The 22736-nt window shown below is 70.2% G+C and carries 23 protein-coding genes, 1 tRNA gene and 1 pseudogene; 12 read left to right on the top strand and 13 right to left on the bottom strand.

All coding sequences use genetic code 11. The features are described 5' to 3' along the window. Positions 1–107: 107 nt before the first annotated feature. From ABD296_RS02620 to ABD296_RS02660, 9 genes are read right to left on the bottom strand one after another with little or no spacing between them, the layout of a single operon-like run. Complete coding sequence (locus tag ABD296_RS02620; RefSeq protein ID WP_344260942.1) at positions 108–851, bottom strand: SDR family NAD(P)-dependent oxidoreductase; 744 nt, start codon at positions 849–851, stop codon at positions 108–110. After that, on the bottom strand, positions 848–1825 hold the full coding sequence (locus ABD296_RS02625; RefSeq protein WP_344260944.1) for an amidohydrolase family protein: 978 nt from the start codon (positions 1823–1825) through the stop codon (positions 848–850). Before ABD296_RS02625 ends, ABD296_RS02620 begins: the two co-directional genes overlap by 4 nt. Positions 1826–1849: 24 nt before the next feature. Then, positions 1850–2866, bottom strand: coding sequence for an ABC transporter permease (locus tag ABD296_RS02630; protein WP_344260946.1), 1017 nt, complete (start codon positions 2864–2866; stop codon positions 1850–1852). Between the two features lie 2 nt (positions 2867–2868). Beyond that, positions 2869–4419: a sugar ABC transporter ATP-binding protein gene (locus ABD296_RS02635; RefSeq protein WP_344260948.1), complete on the bottom strand. Its 1551-nt coding sequence runs from the start codon at positions 4417–4419 to the stop codon at positions 2869–2871. Continuing rightward, positions 4416–5594, bottom strand: a complete 1179-nt coding sequence (locus ABD296_RS02640) for a sugar ABC transporter substrate-binding protein (RefSeq protein WP_344260950.1) — start codon at positions 5592–5594, stop codon at positions 4416–4418. Before ABD296_RS02640 ends, ABD296_RS02635 begins: the two co-directional genes overlap by 4 nt. Continuing rightward, positions 5591–6478 (bottom strand): SMP-30/gluconolactonase/LRE family protein, encoded by an 888-nt coding sequence (locus tag ABD296_RS02645; protein ID WP_344260952.1) that lies wholly within the window; start codon positions 6476–6478, stop codon positions 5591–5593. The genes ABD296_RS02640 and ABD296_RS02645 overlap by 4 nt, the downstream gene beginning before the upstream one ends. Next, the gene (locus tag ABD296_RS02650; protein ID WP_344260954.1) at positions 6475–7986 is read right to left on the bottom strand and encodes a bifunctional 3-(3-hydroxy-phenyl)propionate/3-hydroxycinnamic acid hydroxylase; all 1512 of its coding nucleotides are present in this window, start codon (positions 7984–7986) and stop codon (positions 6475–6477) included. Before ABD296_RS02650 ends, ABD296_RS02645 begins: the two co-directional genes overlap by 4 nt. A gap of 29 nt (positions 7987–8015) precedes the next feature. Then, complete coding sequence (locus ABD296_RS02655) at positions 8016–8939, bottom strand: VOC family protein (protein ID WP_344260956.1); 924 nt, start codon at positions 8937–8939, stop codon at positions 8016–8018. Beyond that, complete coding sequence (locus ABD296_RS02660; protein WP_344260958.1) at positions 8939–9799, bottom strand: fumarylacetoacetate hydrolase family protein; 861 nt, start codon at positions 9797–9799, stop codon at positions 8939–8941. The genes ABD296_RS02655 and ABD296_RS02660 overlap by 1 nt, the downstream gene beginning before the upstream one ends. Positions 9800–9917: 118 nt before the next feature. Here ABD296_RS02660 and ABD296_RS02665 point away from each other — a divergent pair, with 118 nt between their 5' ends. Both ABD296_RS02665 and ABD296_RS02670 read left to right on the top strand, forming a co-directional pair. Continuing rightward, positions 9918–10610: an FCD domain-containing protein gene (locus ABD296_RS02665; RefSeq protein ID WP_344260960.1), complete on the top strand. Its 693-nt coding sequence runs from the start codon at positions 9918–9920 to the stop codon at positions 10608–10610. Continuing rightward, entirely contained in the window at positions 10607–12577 is a 1971-nt protein-coding gene (locus tag ABD296_RS02670) for an acetoacetate--CoA ligase (RefSeq protein ID WP_344260962.1), read from the top strand. Before ABD296_RS02665 ends, ABD296_RS02670 begins: the two co-directional genes overlap by 4 nt. Positions 12578–12664: 87 nt before the next feature. On the opposite strand, the gene ABD296_RS02675 is transcribed toward ABD296_RS02670, so the two are convergent. Further along, complete coding sequence (locus ABD296_RS02675) at positions 12665–13369, bottom strand: TetR/AcrR family transcriptional regulator (RefSeq protein WP_344260964.1); 705 nt, start codon at positions 13367–13369, stop codon at positions 12665–12667. A 130-nt stretch (positions 13370–13499) separates the two neighbouring features. On the opposite strand from ABD296_RS02675, the gene ABD296_RS02680 reads away from it, so the two are divergent. After that, positions 13500–14120, top strand: a complete 621-nt coding sequence (locus ABD296_RS02680; protein ID WP_344260966.1) for an NAD(P)-dependent oxidoreductase — start codon at positions 13500–13502, stop codon at positions 14118–14120. 702 nt (positions 14121–14822) lie between these two features. Here the strand turns inward: ABD296_RS02680 and ABD296_RS02685 are convergent. Beyond that, positions 14823–15992, bottom strand: coding sequence for a quinone oxidoreductase family protein (locus ABD296_RS02685; RefSeq protein ID WP_344260968.1), 1170 nt, complete (start codon positions 15990–15992; stop codon positions 14823–14825). On the opposite strand from ABD296_RS02685, the gene ABD296_RS02690 reads away from it, so the two are divergent. From ABD296_RS02690 to ABD296_RS02700, 3 genes are all read left to right on the top strand, one after another. Then, entirely contained in the window at positions 15952–16278 is a 327-nt protein-coding gene (locus ABD296_RS02690) for a winged helix-turn-helix transcriptional regulator (protein ID WP_344260970.1), read from the top strand. The genes ABD296_RS02685 and ABD296_RS02690 overlap by 41 nt on opposite strands. A 168-nt stretch (positions 16279–16446) precedes the next feature. Then, positions 16447–16947 carry a hypothetical protein gene (locus tag ABD296_RS02695; protein ID WP_344260972.1) on the top strand — a complete coding sequence of 167 codons (501 nt, stop codon included), beginning with the start codon at positions 16447–16449 and terminating at the stop codon, positions 16945–16947. A 95-nt stretch (positions 16948–17042) separates the two neighbouring features. Then, positions 17043–17285, top strand: a complete 243-nt coding sequence (locus ABD296_RS02700) for a hypothetical protein (RefSeq protein WP_344260974.1) — start codon at positions 17043–17045, stop codon at positions 17283–17285. Positions 17286–17383: 98 nt separating this feature from the next. Here ABD296_RS02700 and ABD296_RS02705 read toward each other — a convergent pair whose 3' ends face one another. Continuing rightward, complete coding sequence (locus ABD296_RS02705; protein WP_344260976.1) at positions 17384–17968, bottom strand: CGNR zinc finger domain-containing protein; 585 nt, start codon at positions 17966–17968, stop codon at positions 17384–17386. A 168-nt stretch (positions 17969–18136) separates the two neighbouring features. Between ABD296_RS02705 and ABD296_RS02710 the strand changes: the two genes are divergently transcribed. The 4 genes from ABD296_RS02710 (at position 18137) to ABD296_RS02725 (ending at position 21305) form a co-directional block, all read left to right on the top strand. After that, a complete protein-coding gene (locus ABD296_RS02710) occupies positions 18137–18499 on the top strand; it encodes an MFS transporter (RefSeq protein WP_344260978.1) in 363 nt (120 codons plus the stop codon). Continuing rightward, positions 18496–18699, top strand: coding sequence for a hypothetical protein (locus tag ABD296_RS02715; protein WP_344260980.1), 204 nt, complete (start codon positions 18496–18498; stop codon positions 18697–18699). Before ABD296_RS02710 ends, ABD296_RS02715 begins: the two co-directional genes overlap by 4 nt. A 34-nt stretch (positions 18700–18733) precedes the next feature. Beyond that, entirely contained in the window at positions 18734–19855 is a 1122-nt protein-coding gene (locus ABD296_RS02720) for an epoxide hydrolase family protein (RefSeq protein ID WP_344260982.1), read from the top strand. Positions 19856–20606: 751 nt separating this feature from the next. After that, positions 20607–21305 (top strand): serine hydrolase domain-containing protein, encoded by a 699-nt coding sequence (locus ABD296_RS02725; RefSeq protein WP_344260984.1) that lies wholly within the window; start codon positions 20607–20609, stop codon positions 21303–21305. A 258-nt stretch (positions 21306–21563) separates the two neighbouring features. On the opposite strand, the gene ABD296_RS02730 is transcribed toward ABD296_RS02725, so the two are convergent. Further along, positions 21564–21646 (bottom strand) — tRNA-Leu (locus ABD296_RS02730). Positions 21647–21773: 127 nt separating this feature from the next. Between ABD296_RS02730 and ABD296_RS02735 the strand changes: the two genes are divergently transcribed. Both ABD296_RS02735 and ABD296_RS02740 read left to right on the top strand, forming a co-directional pair. Continuing rightward, a complete protein-coding gene (locus tag ABD296_RS02735) occupies positions 21774–22529 on the top strand; it encodes a DUF3662 and FHA domain-containing protein (RefSeq protein WP_344260986.1) in 756 nt (251 codons plus the stop codon). A gap of 11 nt (positions 22530–22540) precedes the next feature. Then, a pseudogene (locus ABD296_RS02740) lies at positions 22541–22736 on the top strand (FHA domain-containing protein); the annotation flags it as partial.

The raw sequence follows: 22736 nt of genomic DNA on the forward strand, positions 1-22736 counted from the left end.
CCCCCTTTTTGCGTTTCCCAGCGATATCGATGCAGACCCGAGAACGCCATAACGGACCGACTCTCCCGGCCGTGAGGCTGCGAGACCGGTACGGACGAGTTCCCGGGTCAGGCGCGTCGCCCGCCGTCGATCGACATCGCGATCCCGGTGACGTAGGTCGCGGCGTCCGAACAGAGCCAGACCGCCGCGGCCGCCACCTCCTCGGGCTCGGCCAGCCGTCCGAGCGGGGTGACCGCCGCCTGCCGCGCGATGATGTCGGTCCCGGCGGCCCATTTCTCGAATCCGGGAGTCAGGGTCGGGCCGGGGCAGACGGCGTTGACCCGGATGCCGTCGGGCGCGTAGTCGACCGCGGCGACCTTGGTGAGCCCGACGATGCCGTGCTTGGCGGCGACGTACGCGGGGGCGTTGGGGATCGCGGCGAGGCCTCCGTTGGAGGCGATGTTCACGATCGCGCCGCCGCCTTTGAGCAGGGGCAGTTCGTACTTCATGCACAGGAAGGTGCCCGACAGGTTGACGCGGACGACCCGCTCGAACTCGTCCAGGGTCATCTGGTCGAGCAGCCGACGGGACGACATTCCGGCGTTGTTGACGGCGAAGTGGAGGTGGCCGTAGGCCGTGACGGTGCGTTCGACGGCCGCCTGCACGGAGGGTTCGTCGGCGATGTCGATGGTGGCGGCCGTGGCTTTCCCGCCGGCCTTCTCGATCATCTCGGCGGTCTCGGCGGCCGTGCTCTCGTCGATGTCGAGTACGGCGACCGCGGCACCGTTCTCGGCGAGCGCGAGTGCCGTGGCGCGGCCGATGCCGCTGCCGGCGCCGGTGACCAGTCCCGCCTTTCCCGAAAGATCGATCATGCCTTTCCTCCGTCCAGTCCCAGAACGCGACGGGCGTTCAGGTGGGCGATCTTCTCCTTCACGGCGGCGGGCAGATCGGCCTTGTCCACGGAGGCGACCGCGGCCGCGGTGTCCTCGAAGGGGTAGTCGATCGAGAACATGACGGCGTCCTCGCCGGCCGTCAGGACCGCCGCCTGAACCGCTTCCGGTGCGAGGACACCGCTCGTCGTCAGGAGGATGTTGCTCCCGATATAGGCCGAGGGTGTCCGTTCCAGCGGTTTCTCCACGCTCAGGGTGGCGTAGCGGCTGTCGAGACGCGATTTCTGGAACGGCAGGAACTCGCCGAGGTGACCGAGGATCAGTGTCGCCTCCGGGTGCCGGTCGAAGACGCCGGCGTACACCAGCCGCATGGCGTGGCCACCGGTCTCGGCCTGCCAGCTCCAGCTGGCGCCGTACATCTCCGGTCGGCCGGCCATGACCCGCCAGTCGTCGAGCGGTACGGAGCCGGGGTGCAGGTAGAGCGGCACCCCGAGTTCCTCGAAGGCGCTCCAGAGCTCGTCGTAGGCGGGGTCGTCCAGGTAGCGGCCGTGGGTGTGGTCATTGACCAGCGCGCCGCGGAATCCGAGCTCGCGGACCGCGCGGGTCAACTCGGCCACGGCCGCGTCGGGATCCTGGGTCGGCAGTGCGGCGAACCCCTGGAATCGGGTCGGGTGGGCGGCCACCACCTCCGCGAGGAAGTCGTTGGCGAAACGGGCGTTGTCTCGCGCCGCGGTGGGATCGGTGTCGGCCTGGATGCCCGGGACGGTCAGCGACAGCACCTGGACGTCGATGCCGTGGGCGTCCATGTCGGGCAGCCGGTGCCGCTCGAAGTCGACGAGTGTGCGACCGCACATCTGGGCGTATTCGCTCGTCACCCGGATGCGCATTTCGGCGGCGGGCTGGCGTGCGGCCAGGTCGGGAATCGCGAACGCCTCTTCGAGCGCGATATAGGTCATTGACGATGCTCCTTTCGGCGGAGGTCAGTTGGAGGCGGTACGGCGTCGGACGATGGTGGCCAGCGAGACCGCGACGACCAGGGCGGTGCCGTAGAAGACGTTCTCGATCCAGCCGCTGTAGCCGAGCAGTTGGAGGCCGAGGATGCCGGTGGCGAGGAAGTAGATGGCCACGAGCGTGCCGATCGGGTTGAACCGGCCCGGACGGACCGCCGCCGTGCCGAGGAACACCGCGGCGAACGCCGGCAGCAGGTAGGTGCCGGAGGATGTGGAGTCGAAGCCGCCGATCGAGGCGACCAGTACGACGCCGCCGAGGCCGGCGAGGGTGCTGCCGGTGACGAAGGAGCCGATCCGGATGGCGTCGACGGGGACGCCGGCCAGCCTGGCCACCTCGCGGTTGGCGCCGACGAAGGTCATGTGGCGGCCCAGCGGTGTGAAGGTGAGGACGTACCCGATCACCAGCGCGAGCGCGACACCGTAGTAGAAGCCGACCGGCAGGCCGAAGATCTCGTAGAGCGCGAGGTCGCTGAACCTCACCGAGAGACCGGAGACGGTGGTCTGGGAGGAGGCGAGTGAGGCCAGGCCGAGCAGCAGGGTGGAGCTGCCGAGCGTCACGATCAGTGCCTGGACGCCGACCTTGACGATCAGCAGGCCGTTGACCAGGCCGGAGAGCGAGGCGCACAGGACGGCCACCACGCAGGCGAGGGGGAGGTTCCAGTGGTGCAGCACGGCCAGCACGGGCACGAGGGTCGCGGAGAGGCCCATCGTGGAGGCGATGGACAGGTCCAGTTCGCCCACGACGAACGTCATCATCGCGGCGAGCGCCAGGAAGACCAGCGCCTGCTGGGAGGCGAAGATGCTGTGGAAGGTGCTCGCCTGCAGGAACTTGCCGGGCATCAGGACGGCGTACAGGGCGCACATCAAAGCCCAAAAGCCGACGATGGCGTATCTGCTGGTAAAACGCCGCCAGTCGAAGGCCTCCCGGGTGAGGACCAGAACGGATTCTGCGCGGGGTCTGCGGACCCGGACGTTGGTCTGCGGCATGGTCACGCCTTTCTGGGCGGCGGGGCGGTGCCGAGGCGGCCGGCGTAGACGGCCTCGACGATCGCGTCCTCGTCGGGCCGGAGCAGCTCTGCGACGACGCGGCCGGCGGCGAACACCAGGACGCGGTCGCAGACCGCCGCGAGGTCGGCCGGCTGGATGGAGGCGAGGAGAACGGCGACCCCGTCCTCGGCCGTGGTGGAGATGGCGTGCAGGATGTCCTCGCGCGCCCCGATGTCGACGGCCTGCGTCGGCTCGTGCAGCACCAGCAGGCGCGGCCGGCCGGCGAGCCACTTGCCGAGCATGACCTTCTGCTGGTTGCCGCCGCTGAGCTGCCCGACCGGCTTGGCACGTTCCGGAGGGCGCACCCCCAGCCGCTCGATGACCCGGTCGGCTTCGCGGCGTTGCCAGGTCAGGCCGCTCCACCAGGGGCGGCCCTTCTGCTTCACCCTCGGCAGGGTGATGTTCTCGGTCACCGAGAGCGCGAGGGCGAGCCCGTCGTCGATCCGGTGTTCGGGAACGAACGCGATTCCGGCATCGATGCAGCGCCTGCTGGTCGCGCCGCGCAGGTCCAGCCGCCGTGCGCCCAGCCGGACCGATCCGGCGGCGTGGCCGCGGGCACCGCTGATCAGGTAGGGCAGCTCGTCCCACCCGGATCCCGCGACGCCCGTCACCCCGAGCACCTCGCCGGGGCGGACGTCGAGGTCGAGTTCGCGCACCACCGTGCCGGTCACTCCGCTGATCTGCACGGGCGCTGGTCCATCCGTGATCGCGGCGCGGGTGTGCAGCCGCCGCTCGACGTCGCGGCCCAGCATCCTGCGGGCGAGCTCGCGCTCGGTGGTGGACGCCGTCTCCACGGCGCCGTCCACCACGGCGCCGTCGCGCAGCACCGTCACCCGGTCGGTGAGCAGCATCACCTCCTCGAGGTTGTGCGAGATCAGCAGCGCCGATCCTCCGGCGGCGACCACGCCGCGCAGCGTGCGGTAGAAGTCCTCCAGCGCGTCCTTCGGCAACGCCCTGGTGGCCTCGTCCAGGACCATCACGCCGCCGCCCTCGCGCTGGTTGCGCAGAGCCCGGGCGATCGCCACGATCGAGCGGTCGGCCGGCCCGAGGCCGCCCACCATCGCCGAGGGCCTGATGGAACGGGCTTCGAGCCGTTCCAGGATCTCGGCGGCGATGCGCTCTTCACGCCGCCAGTCGATCAGCCGGGCCCAGCCGCGGGTCCGGAAGCCGCCCACCGCGATGTTCTCGGCCACCGACTTGCCGGGCACCAGGCCGAGGTCCTGGTGCACGATCGTGATCCCGGCCTCGCGCAGGTCGCGCAGCCGCGTCGGCGAGCTGAGCCGCCTGCCCTCCACGACGATCCGGCTGCCGCGGTCGGGGGTGTGGAGACCCGCCAGGACCTTCACGAGCGTCGACTTGCCAGAGCCGTTCTGGCCGACGACGCCGTGGATCTCGCCTCGCCGTACCGTGAGGTCGACCCGGTGCAGGGCTTTGACGGTGCCGAAGGACTTGCTGAGCGAACGCAGTTCGAGTGGCGCGGCCGCCGACGTCACTTCGCGCTCCACAGGTTCGCGAAGGCCTGCTTGTAGCCGGTGGAGCCGAACCACTGGCCGCCGGCTTCGGCCGCTGTGGTCAGGTCGAGGCTGTTGACGTTCTGCTTGGTGAACACGCGGTTGAGGACCGGGTACGTCTCGGGCGGCGCCTGTCCGGCCACCATGCGGAACACCGAGTCGGCCATTGTCCAGGCCAGGTACGGCGGGTTGGTACCCGCCATTGCGAGCAGTTGCGGGTTCGATTTCACCTGCTGTACCGAAGCCAGTACGTCTCCGCTGCTGGAGATCTTGATCGAACGGGTCTTGCCGGCGGCCTGGACACCGGAGACCGCCGCTGCGAGGTAGGTGTCGGTCTGGGGGACCACATAGCCGATGCCGGGGTCGCGGACCAGGGCGCTGCTCACGAGCGACGGGATGTTGCTCATGATGCCGAGGTTGACGCCTTTCACTGTGAGGACGCAGTGCGGGCAGGCCCTCTTGAAATAGTCGATGGTGTGCTGCCCTTGCGCCTCGATCGCAGTCGATGCGTTCAACTGAAGGAAGAGCACGTGCGCCTTTCCGTCGGAGTCGGCGATCACGGCGTCCGCTTCGCCCTCCACCGCGTTGAAGCCGTAGTTCTCGGGATCGCCGAACGCGAACGCCTTGGACGTCGCGACTCCCTGCGGTTGCTTGGCGCCCGCGATGAAGACCGGGACGCCGGCCGAGCGCAGTTTCTCGAAGGCCGTCGATGCCAGCTCGTAGGGGATGTAGTCGGTGATGACGGCCGCCGGCCTCTGCTGCACCGCCTGGTCCAGGCAGGCACCGAACCCGCTCGGGTTGCCCTGGCCATCGCAGGTGTGGAGGTCGGCGCCGACCTTGGCCAATGCCTCCTGGAGGTTCTTCTGCACGAAGGGGAAGTGGCCGGCCTTGAGCGCGATCGGTACGTAGAAGACGGTCTTGCCGGCGACCTTGGAGGTGTCGACGGGATCGCCGAGGTCCGGCGCTCCCGAGACGGGCTGCGACAGCTTCTCCAGATGAGCCTTGGCGGCCTTGGCGACGCCGGAAGTGGCGGTACCCGAGGCATCCGATGCCGCCCCGGAGACACCGCAGGCGCTGACAGCGAGCCCGGCCGCCAGGCCGAGCCCGGCGGCGACGCTCCGAACCGACCGGCGCTGCCCGGCGAAGGACGTGTTCATGTGGGTTCTTCCTGTTCCTCGATCCGGTGGATATGCGGCCGGGGAGCTGCTCGGAGCGCGGCGAGCACCACGCGGGTGCGCACCTTTCCGGCAGCGATCGCCTCCATGAGCGGGCGCCCGCCGGTGTCGGCGAGCGTGATGAGCAGGTCGCCGGCGTCGTCGAGGCAGCAGGCGATGGGCAGTTCCGGCGATGCGTCGATGGACTCCACCAATTCGCCGGCCCGGACGTGGACGACGCGGCACCCCGACGTGGTCGCCACCCACACACCGCCGCCGGCGGCGGGCCAGATACCGTCCGGACGGGCGTCCGGCCCTACCAGGGCCGCGATGTCGGCGTACGGCCGCGGAGCGCCGAGCGAGCCGTCTTCGTCCACCGCGAAGGCGGTGAGCCGCTGCCGTAGCGTCTCGGCGACCACGAGGGTCCGGGCGCCGTCGACCAGCGCCATGCCGTTGGGGAACACGACCTGCTCCGCGGCCACCGATGCTGATCCGTCCGGGCGGACCAGGATGATCCGCCCCGGACGCGGCGCCTCTCCCGCCGCGGCGTCGAAGCCGACGTCGTCCACGTACAGGTTGCCGGCGTCATCGCCCACGACGTCGCCCAGCGGTCCCACGCCGAGATGGCCGAGGTCGGCGTACGTCGACCATTCCGCACCGGTCCATACGCCGAGTCGGCCTGCGGACATGAGCGCACCGACGAGCCGGCCGTCAGGCAGGAACCAGAGCCCGTTCGACACAGGAGAGGTCTCGGTAGGCGTCCAGGAGCCGCCGGCGTCGGTCCACAGACGCGACCCTTGGGTGTCGGAGAGCCAGAGGGCACCGTCGTGCCAGCGCGGCCCTTCGCCCCACTGCATACCGGCGGCGTACTCCCGCAAGTGGCTCATGCCGTGACCCCGGCACCCAGCACCCGGCCGGCCAGCGCGCGGGTGGCCTCCTGCAGATCGGCGGTGCCGGCCGCCAGCGCATGGACGTAGCGATCGGGACGGACCAACGCGACGGTCGCGCCGTGCGAAGCCAGCCAGGACTCATAGTCGTGCCCACCGCCCGGCAGCGCGACCGCGTCCAGGCGCTGCCACAGCGCCCGCGTGGCGTCATCGACACCGGCGATCACGTCGTTCGCACCGACCACGGCGAAGCGATAGCCCGTGACGTCGTCGAGGCGACCGCCGCCGCCGTCGCGGGGCTGCGGTGAGAGCTGGCCTATGGCCCCGGCCGGCTCGTCCACCAGGCCCGGGCCGAGCAGGGGTCGATGGCGCTCCAGCACCTGGGGCGCGCCCGCCGGCGGCGGCACGTGGCCGTGGCCGAAGTCCTCGATCATGTTCGCCTGGCGCGCGGACTCCACGATGTAGGGAGTCACATGCGGCGCGCGCTCGGTCTCGTAGGTGTCCAACAGGGACTCGGGCGCCTGACCGCGTACCACCATCGCGAGCTTCCACGCCAGGTTCATCGCGTCACGCAGCCCCGAGCACATCCCCTGGCCGAGCATGGGCGGCATCGTGTGGGCGGCGTCGCCGGCCACGAGCACGCGCCCGTCGCGCCATCCGTGCACCAGATGGGCGTGCCACTGATACGCGTCGGTACGAGTGATCCGGTAGCTTCCCGGCGCGAGCCAGGGCGAGAGCAGTTCGTAGACCGAGTCGGGCCGCTCCATCTCATGGACGTCGTGGTGATCGCCGAGCATGAACTCGAACCGCAGCAGCGGCGGGAAGAGCGGGCAGTAGGTGACGGGCAGGTCCTTCGTGCACCGGATGAAGCCCGTCGTCCTCGGCAGGCCGTCGGGGTGCTCGAACGGGTGGACGTCGATGATGAGCGAGGTCTGCGTCCCGTGCAGGTCCTCGATCTCCATCGCCATGGCCTGCTGCACGAACGAGCCTGCGCCGTCGGCCCCGACGGCATAGGAACCGCGGATCTCCTGGACACGGCCGGTGTCCCGCTCCTGGAGCCGCAGTGTCACCTCGTGGTCGTCCTGGTCGACGCCGGTCACCTCCCAGCCGAACCACAGCGCCGCGCCCTCGCCGGCGGCGAGCAGACCGCGGAGGCGAGACTCGATGTCGGGCTGATGCGACTGGTAGTCCGTCGCCCAGCCCTGGTCGGACTCCGTGTCCGGGTGGGAGAACTCGAGGAAGGGGACGCCGTCGGCGTCCTCGAGGATCCAGCCGCTCTGACGCAGGTAGTCCTTCTCGAAGTCGGCGGCACCGAGCGTCTGCAAGGTCCGCATGGTCTCGTCGTCCAGGTGGGTGGCACGCGGGTGCTGGCACACGATGCGCTGCGGGTCGACCACCGCGACGGTGACGCCGCGCATGGCGAGGAGGCGGGCGGCGGCCAGGCCGACCGGGCCTGCTCCCACGACCACGACGTCGTAGGAGTCGGGACGCGTTGCTGGTACGAACACGGATGGTCTCCTGATGTGGGCGGGCCGGGTCAGCGGGGCGAGTGGGCGCCGGACATCAGGGCGGCGAGGTCGTCCGGCTCCACGAAGGACGGAGGAGGTGGCGGCCCCCAGCTGAAGAGGCTCTTCGCCCCGTCCCATGCCTCCGGCTTCCAGAGGGCGTCGTCGACGACGCAGTCCATGTCGGAGTAGTACTCGGAGAAGTTGCCGGCGGGGTCCTTGAGATACCAGAAGAAGTTCGAGCCGACGTGGTGCCGGCCGAGACCCCACACGTGCCGCTCCGGGTGCTCCCGGAGCATCGCCGTCGCCCCGCGGCCGATCTCGTCGACGTCGTCGACCTGCCAGGAGGTGTGGTGGACGAAGTTGACCGGCGCGCTCGACACCAGCACGTTGTGGTGATCGGTCGAGCAGCGCATGAACGAGGCCGTACCGGGCACCTCATCGCTGATCTTCAGGCCGATGCCCTCGGAGAAGAACCGCCGGCCGGCTTCCTGGTCGACCGATCCGATGACGACGTGGCCGAGTTTGCGCGGACGCACCCGTCCCTCACGGAGGATCCCCGGCGCGCGGCCCGTGCCGCGGTCGGTGCGGCCCGGCCCGTTGTAGGGCGCCGCCTCGACCGCGGGCTGAGCGATGCGCTGCGCCACGGTGACCTCGACGTGCACGCCGGTGACCGGCTCGATCGCGGCGACGCGGGCGTCCGTGCCCTCCGCGGCGAGGCCCAGCCCGTGAAGCCTGGACTCGATCGAGCGGACGTCGTCGGGATCGTCGGCGCCGATGGACAGGCCCACCAGCCGCCGGGTCGGCGCCGGGACCAGGCGGAGCTGGCGGCCGCCGTCGACGGTGGAGAGCCAGCCGTCCTCTTCTCGCGTGAGCCCGAACTCCTCGTAGTAGGCGGCCGCGGCGTCGACATCGGGAACGCCGATGGTGACCGAGCTGAGACGATGCAGTGCCATCAGGACTCCTCGCTGCTCGCGGGGGCGACGAAGCGCTGGCGCAGCTCGCCGATTCCCTCGACGTATGAGATGAGCTCGTCACCCGGCGACAGGAAGCGCGGCGGCGTGCGCGCGGCGCCGACCCCGGAGGGCGTGCCCGTGAAGATCACGTCGCCCGGGTAGAGGGTCGTCACCGCGGAGAGCCGCTCCACCAGGGCCTCGACGCCGAAGACCAGCTGCGACGTGCGGCCTTTCTGGACCTCCTCGCCGTTGAGAGTGCAGCCGAGCCGGAGGTCCCGGGGATCGGCGACCTCGTCCGGGGTGACGAGGAAGGGGCCGGTCGGGCTGAAGCCGGGATACGACTTGGCGAGGCTGAACTGGGCGGGCGTCCCGACATGCTGGAGGCGGCGCTCGGAGAGGTCCTGGCCGACGGTGAGGCCGGCGACGTACCGCCAGGCGTCGGCGGCGCGGACGCGCGTCGCCTCACGGCCCATCACGACGACCAGTTCGACCTCCCAGTCGACGGTCGTGGCGGGCAGGGCGACCTCGGTGACGGGACCGGTGAAGGAAGAGACGAACTTGGTGAAGACCGCCGGTTCCTCTGGCGGAGTCAGGCCGGCCTCGGCGGCGTGGTCGCCGTAGTTGAGGCCGATCGCGAAGACCTGCTTGGGAGCGGGAGACGGCGCGGCGAGTTCGGCGGCGGCGAACCGGACCATCGGGCCCTGGGGCGCCCGCTCCGCCCAGGCCGAGAACTCCGGCCAGTCCTCGTAGAGGCTGGTGATCGACGGACCGAACCGCTCCCCACTGGCCTGCGCGATGTCGATGCCGACCTGGTCCCCGGTGACGAGGACGGCTCGGTCCCGGACATGGGCGATGCGCATGGACGCTCCTTGTGGTCGACGGTGAGCGGCGTCCATCACACGATGATCCGGCAAATATTCGTATGTCAAGAGAGATTCGAAAGTTGTCCCGAACATCGGAATCTTCTAGGGTGGTGTCATGATCAGGCCCAGCAAGCCACGGCAGACGAGGACGGCCGAGGTCTACGAGCGCATCCGCGCCGACATCTTCGCCGCGCGCCTGAAGCCGGGTCAGCGCCTCAAGTTCCCCGACCTCTGCGCCACCTACGAGACCAGCGTGGGAGTCGCCCGCGAAGCCCTGGTACGCCTCGCCGCCGACCGGCTCGTGAGCGTCCAGGCGCACCAGGGCTACACCGTGGCCGAACTGTCCATCGAGCAGCTCACGGACCTCACCGCCGCGCGGGTCGAGCTGGAACCGCTGACCTTCCGCAAGGCGATACTCGAAGGCGACGAGCACTGGGAGTCGGGCATCGTCGCGACCCACCACCTGCTGGCGCTGCGTGAGCAGGCCTCCCGTTCCTCGAAGGAACGCGACGCCTCGTGGTACGCGGCGCACGAGGACTTCCACGCCGCCCTGCTCGCCGGCTGCCGCAGCCGCCGGCTGCGCGAGGTGACGCAGATGCTGCGGGCGGAAGCCGAGCTCTACCGGCACTGGGCCGCCCCCTTGGGCGCCGATGTCAAGCGCGACCTGGCGGGCGAGCACCGCGCGCTGGCCGATGCCGCCCTGGCACGCGACGCGGAGCTCGGTCCCGAGCTGCTGCACCGGCACATCGCCTGCACCACCGAGATCCTGGCCCGCGGGATCAGCGAAGGAACCGAGGTCCAAGCGTGAACGGCACACCGACCCCGTCGCCGGCCTGGACACCCTCGCCGGACGATGTCGAGAAGAGCCGGTTGGCCGACTTCGCGCGCTTCGCCTCTGCGCGCACGGGACGCCGCCTCACGGACTACCAGGCGCTGTGGGAGTGGTCGACCGACGACCTGAGCGGCTTCTGGTCGGCGGTCTGGGATTTCTTCGGCCTACCCCCGCGGCCGGACGGCTCCGACGTGCTCACCGACGAGGCCATGCCGGGCGCCCGCTGGTTCCCGGGAACCGAGCTCAACCTCGTCGACCGGGTCTTCGAAGGCCGCGATCCGAACGGCGTCGCCCTGGTCGCCGCGACCGAGGACGGCCGCGAGGTCAGCCTGACCTGGTCCGCGCTCTCGACCCAGGTGGCGGCGGCGGCCGAGGGCCTGCGGCGGCTGGGCGTCGGCCGCGGTGACCGGGTGGCGGGCTACCTGAGCAACGGGCCGGAGGCGGTCGTGGCCTTCCTCGCGACGGCCGGCATCGGTGCGATCTGGGCGGTCTGCGGGCTCGACTACGCGCCTGCGGCGGCCCAGAGCCGGCTCGGCCAGCTCAAGCCGCGGGTGCTCGTCGCGGGCACCGGCCACCGGTACGCGGGCAAGGACGTCGACAGCGGTGACGCGGTACGGGAGCTGGCCCGGTCACTGCCCGACCTGGCGGCGACGGTGATCGTCGGGGACCCCGGCGCCGTGCCCGGCGCGATCGGCTGGGACGACCTGACCGCCGACGCGTCGGTCCCGCTGGAGCCGGTTACCGTGCCCTTCGACCACCCGCTCTGGGTGTTGTTCTCCTCTGGCACGACCGGGCGCCCCAAGGGCATCGTCCACGGACACGGCGGCGTGCTGCTGGAACAGCTGAAGTGCAACGGGCTCCACTTCGACCTGCGCGAGGGCGACCGGATGCTCTGGTACACCACGCCCAGCTGGATGATGTGGAACGCGCTGGTCTCCAGCCTGCTCGTCGGCACCACGATCGTCTGCCTCGACGGCAGCCCCGGATTCCCCGACCCGGACGCGCTGTGGGCGCACGCCGCGCGGCTGCGCGTCACACTCCTCGGCACCAGCCCCGCCTACGTCGGTGCCTGCCGGAAGGCCGGCGTCGACCTCTCCCGGCACGACCTTTCGGCCCTGCGCACCGTGGGGATCACCGGCTCCACGTTCGCCGCCGACGGCTTCCGGTGGCTGAGCGGGCAACTGCCGAACGGCGTACGGATCGTCTCCAGCAGCGGAGGAACCGACGTGGTGACGGCGTTCGTCGGCGGCGCACCGAACGTGCCGATCTGGGCGGGCGAGCTGTCCGCACCACTGCTCGGAGTCGCCCTCGACGCCTTCGACGGCCAAGGCCGGCCGGTGCGCGACGAGGTCGGAGAGCTCGTCGTGACCAGGCCCATGCCGTCGATGCCGGTCTCCTTCTGGGACGATCCCGACGGCAGCCGTTACCGCGCCGCGTACTTCGACACCTATCCCGGAGTGTGGCGCCACGGGGACTGGATCACCATCACCGACCGCGGTTCGGTGATCATCCACGGTCGCTCCGACGCCACCCTGAACCGCCGAGGAGTCCGGATCGGAAGCAGCGACATCTATGCCGTCGCCGAGTCGATCCCCCAGGTCATCGAAGGCCTGGTCGTCGGCCTCGAACAGGACGACGGCGGCTACTGGATGCCGCTGTTCGTGACGCTCGCCGACGGGGCCGAACTCGACGATGCCCTCCGTACGACCATCCGCGGCGAGATCGCCGCGCGGGCGTCCCGGCGCCACGTACCGGATGACATCATCGCCGCGCCCGGCGTCCCGCACACGCGTACCGGCAAGAAGCTCGAAGTCCCGGTGAAGCGGATTCTCCTGGGCCACCCGGTGGCGGACGTCGTCGATCCGACGAGCGTCGACCGGCCTGAACTGCTGGACTGGTACGCCGAGGTCGGCGCGCAGCGTCGCGACTCTGCGGGCCTTTGACCACGTGCCCGGCAACGCCGCACTCGCCCCAGTCCCCCTGATTCGAACGTCCTGGCCGGGTGCCTGCACTCCGCGCCGAAGTCCTCGCTACCCGTCCGTCAGCGGCACGTCGGAGCCATCGCCGGGTCGTGCTCGCGCGTCATTCTGAGCCAGGAGAGCCGCGATCTCGGTCGTCGGGCGTGCGGTGTGCAGGCCGATCAGCTCTGCGAGCAAGCCGTCCAATGACGGCCACGGGATGTTGCCGTGGTCGTTGTAGAGGGTGATCAGACCATGCATGGCGGTCCAGAGCATCAAGCCGGCCCGCCACTGCTCCTCGGCCGTCCGCGTCCGGTCCGGGTCGGTGACGGCCGCCAGGGAGACGACGACGGAGTCGAGCAGGTCGGCGCCGGCACTATGCGCTGATCCGGGGACGAGGTCGGCGGGCATACGGCTTCCGAAGAGAGTCCGGTAATGACCGGGCTGTTCGACTCCCCAATGCACGTAGGCCGCACACCGGGCCACGAGGTCGGCCAGCGGCTCCGGGGCCGATCGGGCAGCCTCGCCCATCACCCGGGCCAGCTCGTCGTAGCGCAACCGCAGCACATGCTGGATCAGCGCACTGAGGTCGGGGAAATGACCGTAGATGCTGGCCGGCGCCACACCGACTTCGCGCGCGACCTGCCGCAACGTCAACGTCTCGGGCTGGTCGAGAGTGGCCAGAAGCCTCGCCGCCGCCTCCACGAGTTGAGCGCGGAGCACCTGCCCCTGGCCTCGCGGATTGCGTCTGCGGGTGGCGGCCCGCTCCTCGGGCACTCTCCCCTCCCTGGTCGGCGCGAACGATCGACAACAGTTGTTCACCTTACCTGGGCACCGCCTTGACATCCCTAACCAACGGTTGTTCACTTAGTAACCAACACTTGTTCAGTAAAAGGGATGGTTCATCATGCGTACCGCGGTACTCGGCGCGTCCGGCAAGGTCGGCCGCCTCCTCGTAGACCAGGCACTCGAGCGGGGTCAGCAGGTGGTGGCCCTCGTCCGCGCTCCGGACCGGTACCAGGCCCCCACGTCCGGCAAGGCGGGGCGGATCGAGGTCCGGCAGGCGGACGTGCTCCAGCCGACGACCTTCCCGGACCTGAGCGACGTCGACGCGGTCGTCTCGGCGATCGGCATCAGCAAGGGCGACGGCCCGGGCACGCTGGTCGCCGGGGCGAAGGTTCTCGCCGGCGCCGGTGTACGCACCGTGTGGCTGGGCGCCCTGGGATCGGGCGTGTCGACCAATGCGGGCGGGCGGATCTACCAGGCGATCATGCGCCTGGCGGTGGGCAAGGAACTCGCCGAGAAGGCGGAGGCCGACCAGGTCGCCCTGAAGGCGGGCGCCACGGTCTTTCACGCCCCGGACCTGTGGGTCGGGCCCATCAGCCCCACTCGCCGCATCGTGCCGCTCGCGGATCTGAAGCGTCCCCTGCTTCCGCCTCGGATCTCCCGAGCTTCACTGGCCTCCCTCATGCTGGACGAGGCGGAGACGGGACACCACACTGGAGAAATCGTCGTACCGCTCCGATGAGGCGCCGCGCGCTGATGGACACCCGCCAGGGCCTACACGCTTTCCGGACCCGACGGACGGCGCCGCCGCCGAGCCCGGCACAAGCCACCTGAGCCGCTCGGCACCTGGACACCCACCGGGCACATCACCCCGCGCACAGCCTGAGTCCCCGGCGCTCACGGCGCCGGCACACCGCCACAGACCGGGCCGGGGGCCGGGGGCCGGGGGCGCTCCGTTGCGCGCCTGCCCCTTCGGTCCCTGTGGTCACAGAAGACGCTTAGCAAGATCATCTTCCATGATCCGTGGCGGCAGCGGGAGAGGGGCGGCATAGGGGCCCAGAAGCGCTGGAAGGCGCCCGGCGTAACCGAGCGGCTCGACTACACCCCTGACAGCCGGGCACACGCCGTGCGCGACGGCGACCTGGGGACTGACCGAACCGGACGCGCTCGATCCGTCCTCGATCCTGTTGTTCGTGGACGGTGCTCGCCGGGCTGCTTGGTAACCGCAACCGCGGAACCGGCCATTGCCGGAGAGATGCATACGGCGGGCTGGGACACGCGAGCCGCGCACAGGTGGAGAGGCCGTCTTCGATCCCGCGGAGATCGAGGACGGCGTCCCTTTACGCTGCCCGGGGACCACAGTCACATCGTCAGGGCCTCACATGCGCCGGCCCCGCTCGCGGCGCTCCGCCCCCCGGGGGCGTGCACCAGGTGTGATCCGAGGTTATGGCGTCAGGACCGTCTTGCCGATGGTGGTGCGTTCTTCGAACGCTTTGTGTGCGGTGGCGGCCTGGACCAGCGGAAGGGCGGCGCCGATGATCGGCTTGAGTTCGCCGGTGCGGGCCAGATCGAACGCGCGGTTGAGCAGGCGGGCCAGGTGTTCCGGTGGCAGCATCACGGACGCGAAGCCGATGACGGATAGGCCGCGCTGGTAGACGTCGAGTGGGTCGAACTGCGGCGCCTGGCCGCTCGTCGTCCCGTAGACCACCATCCGGCCGGTGCCGGGTGTCAGAAGGTCGAAGGCGTTTTTGGAGACCGGGCCGCCTGTGGTCTCCAGCACCACCTGGAGACCACCGTCCGCCGCCTCCCGTACACGCTCGGACCAATCCGGTGTGCTGTAGTCGATCGCCGCGTCCGCGCCGAGTTGCCTGGCCACGTCCAGCTTCTGTTCGCCCCGGGCGACGGCGATGACCCTCGCGCCGGCGTGCTTGGCCAGTTGGACCAGCAGATTGCCGACGCCGCCCGCGGCGGCCTCGACCAGCACCGTCTCTCCCGGCCGGAGGGCGGCGGCCTCGGCCACTCCGACGGCGGTCGCCCCTTGGCCGAGCAGGGCCAGGGCCGTGTGGTCGTCCAGCGTGCCGGGCCGCGACAGGGCCGCCGCCGGAAGGACGGCCTTCTCGGCGTAGCCGCCGCCTGCGGTGGCGCCGATCACCTGCCGGCCGACCTGTGCGGGATCGACGTCCGGGCCGACGGCGATCACCGTGCCCGCCACTTCGAAACCCGGCGAGTACGGCAGCGGGAGGTCGGTGAGCACCGATCGCATCAGGCCGGCCCGTATCTGGACGTCGGCGAAGCCGATCCCGGCCGCGGTCACCCGCACCAGGATCTCGCCGGAGCCGGGCTCTGGGTCGGGAACCTCGTCCACCTGCAGAACCTCGGGGGGACCGTAATCATGAAACCGAACAGCACGCATTGATGGTCCTTCGCATCGGGGGAGGTGAGGCGGCGGATGCACCCGCCCCGCGAAGGTATCGATGAGATACTGGTTACTGCAAAGGTATCTAACTACCGTGAGGGTACTTATGGATCCGCTCGCCCCGGACATGTTCGACCCGGCCTGCCCGAGCAGCATCATGCCGATCCGGATCGGCGACAAATGGTCGGCGATGATCATTCAATGCCTCGAACAGGGGCCACGACGGTTCTCTGAGATCCGGATCCCGCTCCGGCACGCCACACCCAAGGTGCTCACCCAGACTCTGCGCGCCCTCGAACGCGACGGGATGATCACCCGCACGGTTTATGCCGAGGTCCCGCCACGAGTGGAGTACGAACTGACCCCGCTGGGGCGGACCCTGCTCGCCCTCATCGCCGCCTGCCGGCACTGGGCCGAGGAGAACATGCCCACCCTCCTCGCGGCCCGTGACGCCTATGAAAACACCATCACCGACCCCAGCTGATCGAACCAGCGAGCGCGCCGCACGGCCCCTCAAAGGGACCGTGATCAGGCCATCATCGACAGGTCGTGCGGGCGGGGCCAGTGCGGACTCGGCGCTCCAGGACGCGGTACACCCGTCGCCGAGGAATGGGCCGAACAGTGCCGCCGGTCATCCGAAGGCGTCGAAGAAGTGGTCTCGGCCGACCATGAGGGAGCCGCCAACCCAATCGGCATCACCGAGACCTGGAAGCGGTTCAGCCGCAGCTTCTTCTCCCTGCTGTGGGAGCGCCAGAGCTTCCGCAAGCGGTGGGCGCTGCGGTGGCGCACCGAAACCGCCGTCCGCGAGATCGCCGAAGGCCTCAGCCGGCAGGTCGCCGCCGGCATCCCCAAACTCATCGGCGTGTGGGATCTGTCCGTCACCGTCCGCCAGGCCCTGGTCTACGAGTTCCCCTCGACTGGCTCATCCGGCACGAACCCGCCGCCGCCGGCCGCGCCATCGAGCAAGCCATCGGCGAAGCCGAAGCGGACCTCGAGATCCCCCGCGCCGTCACCGAAGAGTCCATCGCCACCGCCCTGTCCCTGGACGGCACCCTCGACCAAGCCACCGCGAAGCCTTCCTCGAACGCGTCTTCACCCCCGCCGCCAACCGGACCTGACCAGGCACCACACCACGATCAACCTGGTCCGGTAGCTCTGGAACGACCAGTCCCGCTAAGGCGCACCACCCCGGCGCTCCTTGGCGGGGCTTTTCGTTCGCCTGCTACATCAGCCTGTGACGGCACTCGCGTGCGGCTCCTGTTCGTCGTCCAGGCCCTCCAGCTCGGCGCGGTACTCGGCGACGCGTCCGGCGAGAGCGGCCAAGCCGGGCGTCTGATCGACCTCGACGGGTCCGCCGTCCGGGCCGGACACCTGCGGCTGCGAGGGCCGGCGAATCCGTCGGGGTGGCGGCGTTCCAGCACCCATGCGGCCGCCCGCCAGTCCGGCGGCGCGACGTCCTCCACCAGCTGGCCGGTTGCCGGGTCGCGGTAGCGGCGGGTCCGCCGGCGCACCGGAGGCCCGAACGAGTTCGTCGAAGGCGGGCTCGGACGAAACCCCGGCGCCGGCCTGGCAGGGTCAGGTGCCGTCGCTCAACGCGGGCTGCGCCGGCTGCGGTAGGCCGCGACGCTGGCCCGGTGTGCGCAGGTTCGGGTGCAGTACTGCTTCGAGCCGTTGCGCGAGAGGTCCACGAAAGTGGCCCGGCAGGTCGGCCCGGCACATACGCCGAGACGAGCGGGACCGAGCGTGGCGATCACGGAGGCCAGTGCGCTGAGCGTAGTCGCGGCAAGGTGCGCCGAGCAGCGGTCGGTGTCGGAGGCCACCTCGGTCCACCAGCGGTCGTCCTCGTGGCGCAGTACCAGGGTGGCGCGGCTGCGACGCAGACCGTCGTTGATCAGAGCCGCAGCTTCGACCGCGTCCGCGTTGGCCCGTTCGAGCACCTCACGCACCGTCTCGCGCAACGCGCGGACTTCCGCCAGGTCGGCGCGGGTGAGAGGGCGCGGACCGGTCCCTTGGTTCGCGGCCGAACTCGGAGGCTCGGCCGCGGGATGGTCGTCAAGGAAGTCCCGGAGCTGCTCCACGGTCTCGAGCGCGTCCTCTCCCTTGATCGGCCTCATGGTGTTGGCCAGGTCGACGGCCGTCTGGACCACCAATGGGCTGTAATATGCATCCCGCATTTGACGTATCTCCTTCCTGCCCCATAACGTTACACTCAAATGAGCTTTAGCGTGTCACAACATATTAGTCGGCAGGAGACGACGCCGCAGACGATCCCGGCTGGAGGGGCCCCGGCACCGGAGCGAACCGACCCTCCGGACGGGCGTCGGCTGGGGCTGACTTTAGGGATGCTGGTGCTGCCGATGTACGTGGCACTGGGAGCGCCGTCGGTGGCCCTGCCGGCCATCGGCCGCGCACTCGCAGTGCCGTTCAGGGCCACCGCATGGATTCTCGCCGCGTGGTCGCTGACCTCCGCGCTCGCGATGCCGGTCGCGGGTCGGCTGCTGGTCCGCTGGAGCCCCTTCCAGGTCCTCGTCGCCGGGGTCGTGACGCTCGCCGCGGGCTCCGTGCTCGCCGGAGCCGGGCCGACACTGTCGGTCGTGATCGTCGGCCGACTGATCGGCGGCGCCGGGGCGGGCGCGACCGTGATCGCCGTCTTTGCCGCGGCCACCGCCCTTCCCGGGCGGCAACGGATCCGCTCAACTTCATGAACGCCCTGGGTGGCGGGGTCGGTCCGGCCGCTGTCGCGGGTCTGTCCGGCATCGTGCCGGTGCCGGTGGCCCTCGCCGTGCTCGCGGCGTTCCCCCTGGCCGGCTTCGTCCTCAGCCTGACCCGGCGCCCTACCGCCGACCGCCGCCCCGAATCCGACGCCACGCGTGGGAGCCCACGATGTCGGTCCACCTACATCTGATCCGATAACGCCTTGACCAGTAAGGAGCCTTGCCATGTCCGCCGAGCCGTTCGAGGTCAGCATCACCGAAGCCGAGATCGCGGACCTGCGTGAACGATTGCGACGGACACGGTGGCCCGAGCGCGAGCCGGTGGACGACTGGTCACAGGGTTTGCCGCTGGCGTATGCGCAGGAGCTTTGCCGCAGCTGGGCCGAGGACTACGACTTCGGGTTCGCCGAGCGGCTGAACGTGTTCCCGCAGTACCGCGACACGATCGACGGGCTGGGCATCCACTTCCTGCACGTCCGCTCGCCGGAGCCGGACGCGTTCCCGCTCGTGCTCACGCACGGGTGGCCGGGTTCGGTGCTCGAGTTCCTGGAGGTCCTCGGCCCGCTGACCGACCCGCGCGCGCACGGCGGTGACCCGGCGGACGCGTTCCATGTGGTCGCGCCCTCGTTGCCCGGGTACGGCTGGAGTGACAAGCCGTCGACGACCGGGTGGGGCATCACTCGCACCGCGCGCGCCTGGGACACGTTGATGGTCTCGCTGGGTTACCAACGGTACGGCGCGCAGGGCGGTGACTGGGGTTCGGCGGTGTCCGGGGTGCTGGGCGAGGTGGCGCCCGAGCGGGTCGTCGGCGTGCACCTGAACCTGGCATCCGTGGCGGCGGGCACGTTCGACGACCCGACGCCCGCGGAGCTGGCGAATCTCGAGGCCGAGAAGGAGATGCAGCGCACCGGCCGGGGGTACTCGGCGATCCAGGCGACCCGGCCGCAGACGCTCGGCTACGGCCTCACCGACTCCCCGGCGGGGCAGGCCGCCTGGATCGCCGAGAAGTTCTGGGCGTGGAAGGACAACGACGGCCATCCCGAGGACGCGTTGTCGCGGCAGACGATCCTCGACGAGATCTCGGTCTATTGGTTCACCGCGTCGGCCACGTCGTCGGCGCGCCTGTACTGGGAGAGCTTCGCCAACTTCCGGGACAAGGTGACCGCGCCATCCGGGCTGTCGGTCTACCCGCGCGACATAACCCGCCCGTCAAGGCGGGAGGCCGAGCTGCGGTTCACCGACCTGCGCTGGTTCGAGGAACTGCCGCATGGTGGCCACTTCGCCGCACTGGAGCAGCCGGAGTCGCTGGTCAAGCAGGTGCGCGGGTTCTTCCGCCTGTTCCGCTGATCATCTCGTTCTCCCAAGCCCCAGCCCCGGTCATCGCCCACATGCTCGGCCACACCGACCAACAGACCAGCCGCACCGCCGCCGCCGGCGCCCTCTGGAGCCGCTACGCACCCGGCGACCACCACAGACAGTGACAACCGTCAGAGAAACCACCCAATCACCGGGCATTTCCAGGGCCGTCCCCCAGGTAGAACGGCGCCCGGGGAGCCGGGGACGTGCGGCACGGGGGCGGCCTGCCCCGCCCCCGTGCCGAGCGGTGGCGGTCTCGGCGCACCTGACGCCCTACAGGGTCCAGCGCGCCTCCCAGGAGGCGCAGATGCTGGTCGCTCGCCCTACCGCGCCGGAGGGCTCGGCCTGATCACCGGCGACATCAACCACTGTCCCATCCGGTGCGCGGACATCGGCAAGCCCGAGCCGCAATGGGATCTGGTCCAGCCGTACACGCGACTACACCTAATCCGCGCCCGCCCCCCGCAAGTCCGGCAAGCGGCCGGGTGTCCGCGGGGCCCTTCTTCTCCGGCCCTATCAAACCCGGTTCGACCAGCGAGAACGCTTCAGCAGGAATACGCAGCCTTCGGTTGCATTTCTAGCAATTGCGGCTTGGGTGGGTTTCGGCGTGCGCTGGAGGCCGAGGTGGCGGCGGGCACGTGTCTCGGCGCAGCGGCCCGAGTGCTGGTGTCGGGGGCCGAAGTGGCGCACATGGCGGTGGGGGAGGCGCGGCCGGGCGAGCCGTTGAGGAGGGGTTACCGCGGTGCCGTGGTTCTCGGCGTCGAAGCTGCTGGCGACGGTAGCGGTGGCGCGTGCCTGGGAGGCGGGGCTGTTGCGGCCCGAGGATCGGGTGAGCAGTCATGTCCCGCAGTTCGCCGGTGGCGGCAAGGATGAGATCCGCATCGAGCACCTGCTGGACCACACGGCACCGTTGCGCGGTGTCGACCGAGCGGTGGGCGGGGCGTTCGGCCGTGGCCGGGACGCCCTGGTGCAAATGATCGTGACCGCGCAAGCCGATCCGGACCGGGTGCCGGGCCGGCGTGCCGGCTATCTCGGCCACGCCGGTTATCTGATGCTGGACGAGATCGTGGCGCGCGCCAGCGGGATGACCTTCGCCGAGTTCCAGCACGGGCTCGGTCTCTTCGCCAGTCCCAAGGACGCGGCCTGCCCGGCCCTGGCCCGGTGCGGGGCAACCCCGGACACCATTCGCGCCGCGATCGACGGGCAGATCGGCATCCCCAGCGGCGAGCCGCTGCCCGACGAGACCCCGATGACCGCGTTGGCGCTGCGCTGCCTGCAGCATGCTCTGCGCGAGTCACTGCGCATCAACGCACCGGAGATCGACAACACCCACCTCGCGCTCGCGCTGCTCACCGTCTCCGAGGGCATCGCCCACCACACTCTCACCAACCTCGGTGTCAGCTACGAAGCCCTCCGGGCCGCGATCACTTCAACTCGGTGAAATCCGCGCCTTCCCTCCGCCAGCCCGACGCCGCAGCCTGACCCGCCCGGGCCCGCAGCGCCCAAAGATCCCTTACAGCGGCCGCCTGCTCCACAGCGCCCTGTCCCACCGGTGAGGCGGCCGTACCCCACACGACACAAGCCCACGCAACGCCGCCCAGCCCCTGGCGTGTGCCCGTATACGAAGAAGCCCGGTCGCCTGTCGCGACCGGGCTCGTTACGTCACTGTGAGGGAGGGACTTACGTCACCACTCCCGAGTGGGCGAGGAGGGATTTGAACCCTCACATCCTTTCGGACACACGGACCTGAACCGTGCGCGTCTGCCGTTCCGCCACCCGCCCAGGGCGTCGTCCCGTCTCCGGGCGCTTGAAAAGGCTAGCACGGTCGAAGCAGTGGTTAGGTACTCGGATACTTCTCGCGAACCTTCGCACCGATACGATCGTCTACCAGTGGTGAGAGGAGGTGCCCGTGGGCGTCATTCAGCGCTTCGAGCGACGGCTCGAGGGCATGGTCGAAGGGGCCTTCGCCCGTGCCTTCAAGTCGGAGCTGCAGCCGGTCGAGGTGGCCAGTGCTGTGCAGCGCGAGATGGACGATCGGGCCGCGATCGTGGCGCAGGGCCGCACGCTGGTCCCGAACGACTTCGTCGTCGAGATCTCTCAGCAGGACGGGCAGCGCCTGCAGGTGTACGCCGACAGCCTGAGCCAGGAGCTGGCGAACCTGGCGCGGGAGTACGCGAAGGAGCAGGGGTACTCCTTCGTGGGCCCGGTGCGCGTCCGGTTCGAGAACGCGGGGGATCTCGCCACGGGCATGTTCCGCATCCGGTCCGGTGTGATCCGGGGGTCCACCGTCGAGGGCGGGGAGATCCGCCAGCCGGTGAGCGACGTGCCGCAGGGGGGACGCGGGGGCGCGTTCGGCGGCAACCCGCGGCTCCTGGTGACGACCGCGGTGGAGGGCTCCGACACCACGCAGCGCACGTACGACATCAACACTCCGGTCACCCTCCTGGGCCGCGGCACCGACTGCGACCTGCGGCTCGTGGATCCGGGCGTGTCCCGGCACCATGCCGAGATCCGCGTAGAAGGTCCCGAAATCGTGCTCGTGGATCTAGGGTCGACCAACGGCTCGTTCGTGAACGGGCAGCCGATCCGGCGGGTCACGCTGGTGGACGGCTCCCGGGTGACGATGGGCCGCACTACCCTTGTGTTCCGCCGCGATAGGGAGTAACCCCGACTCCGATGTCCCCATTCACCCTCACGCTGATCAAGCTGGCGTTCCTCGCGGTGCTCTGGCTCTTCGTCATCGCGGCCGTCGGTGTGATCAGGGCCGACCTGTTCGGTTCGAAGGCGGCGACGAAGGCCGCCGCGCGCGCGGCGCAGCCCCGCCCGCAGAAGGCCGGCCGGCCCCAGGCGGCGGCGCCCGCGCCGCCCCGCG

This window comes from Actinomadura napierensis (assembly GCF_039529375.1).
Taxonomy (GTDB): Bacteria; Actinomycetota; Actinomycetes; order Streptosporangiales; family Streptosporangiaceae; genus Spirillospora; species Spirillospora napierensis.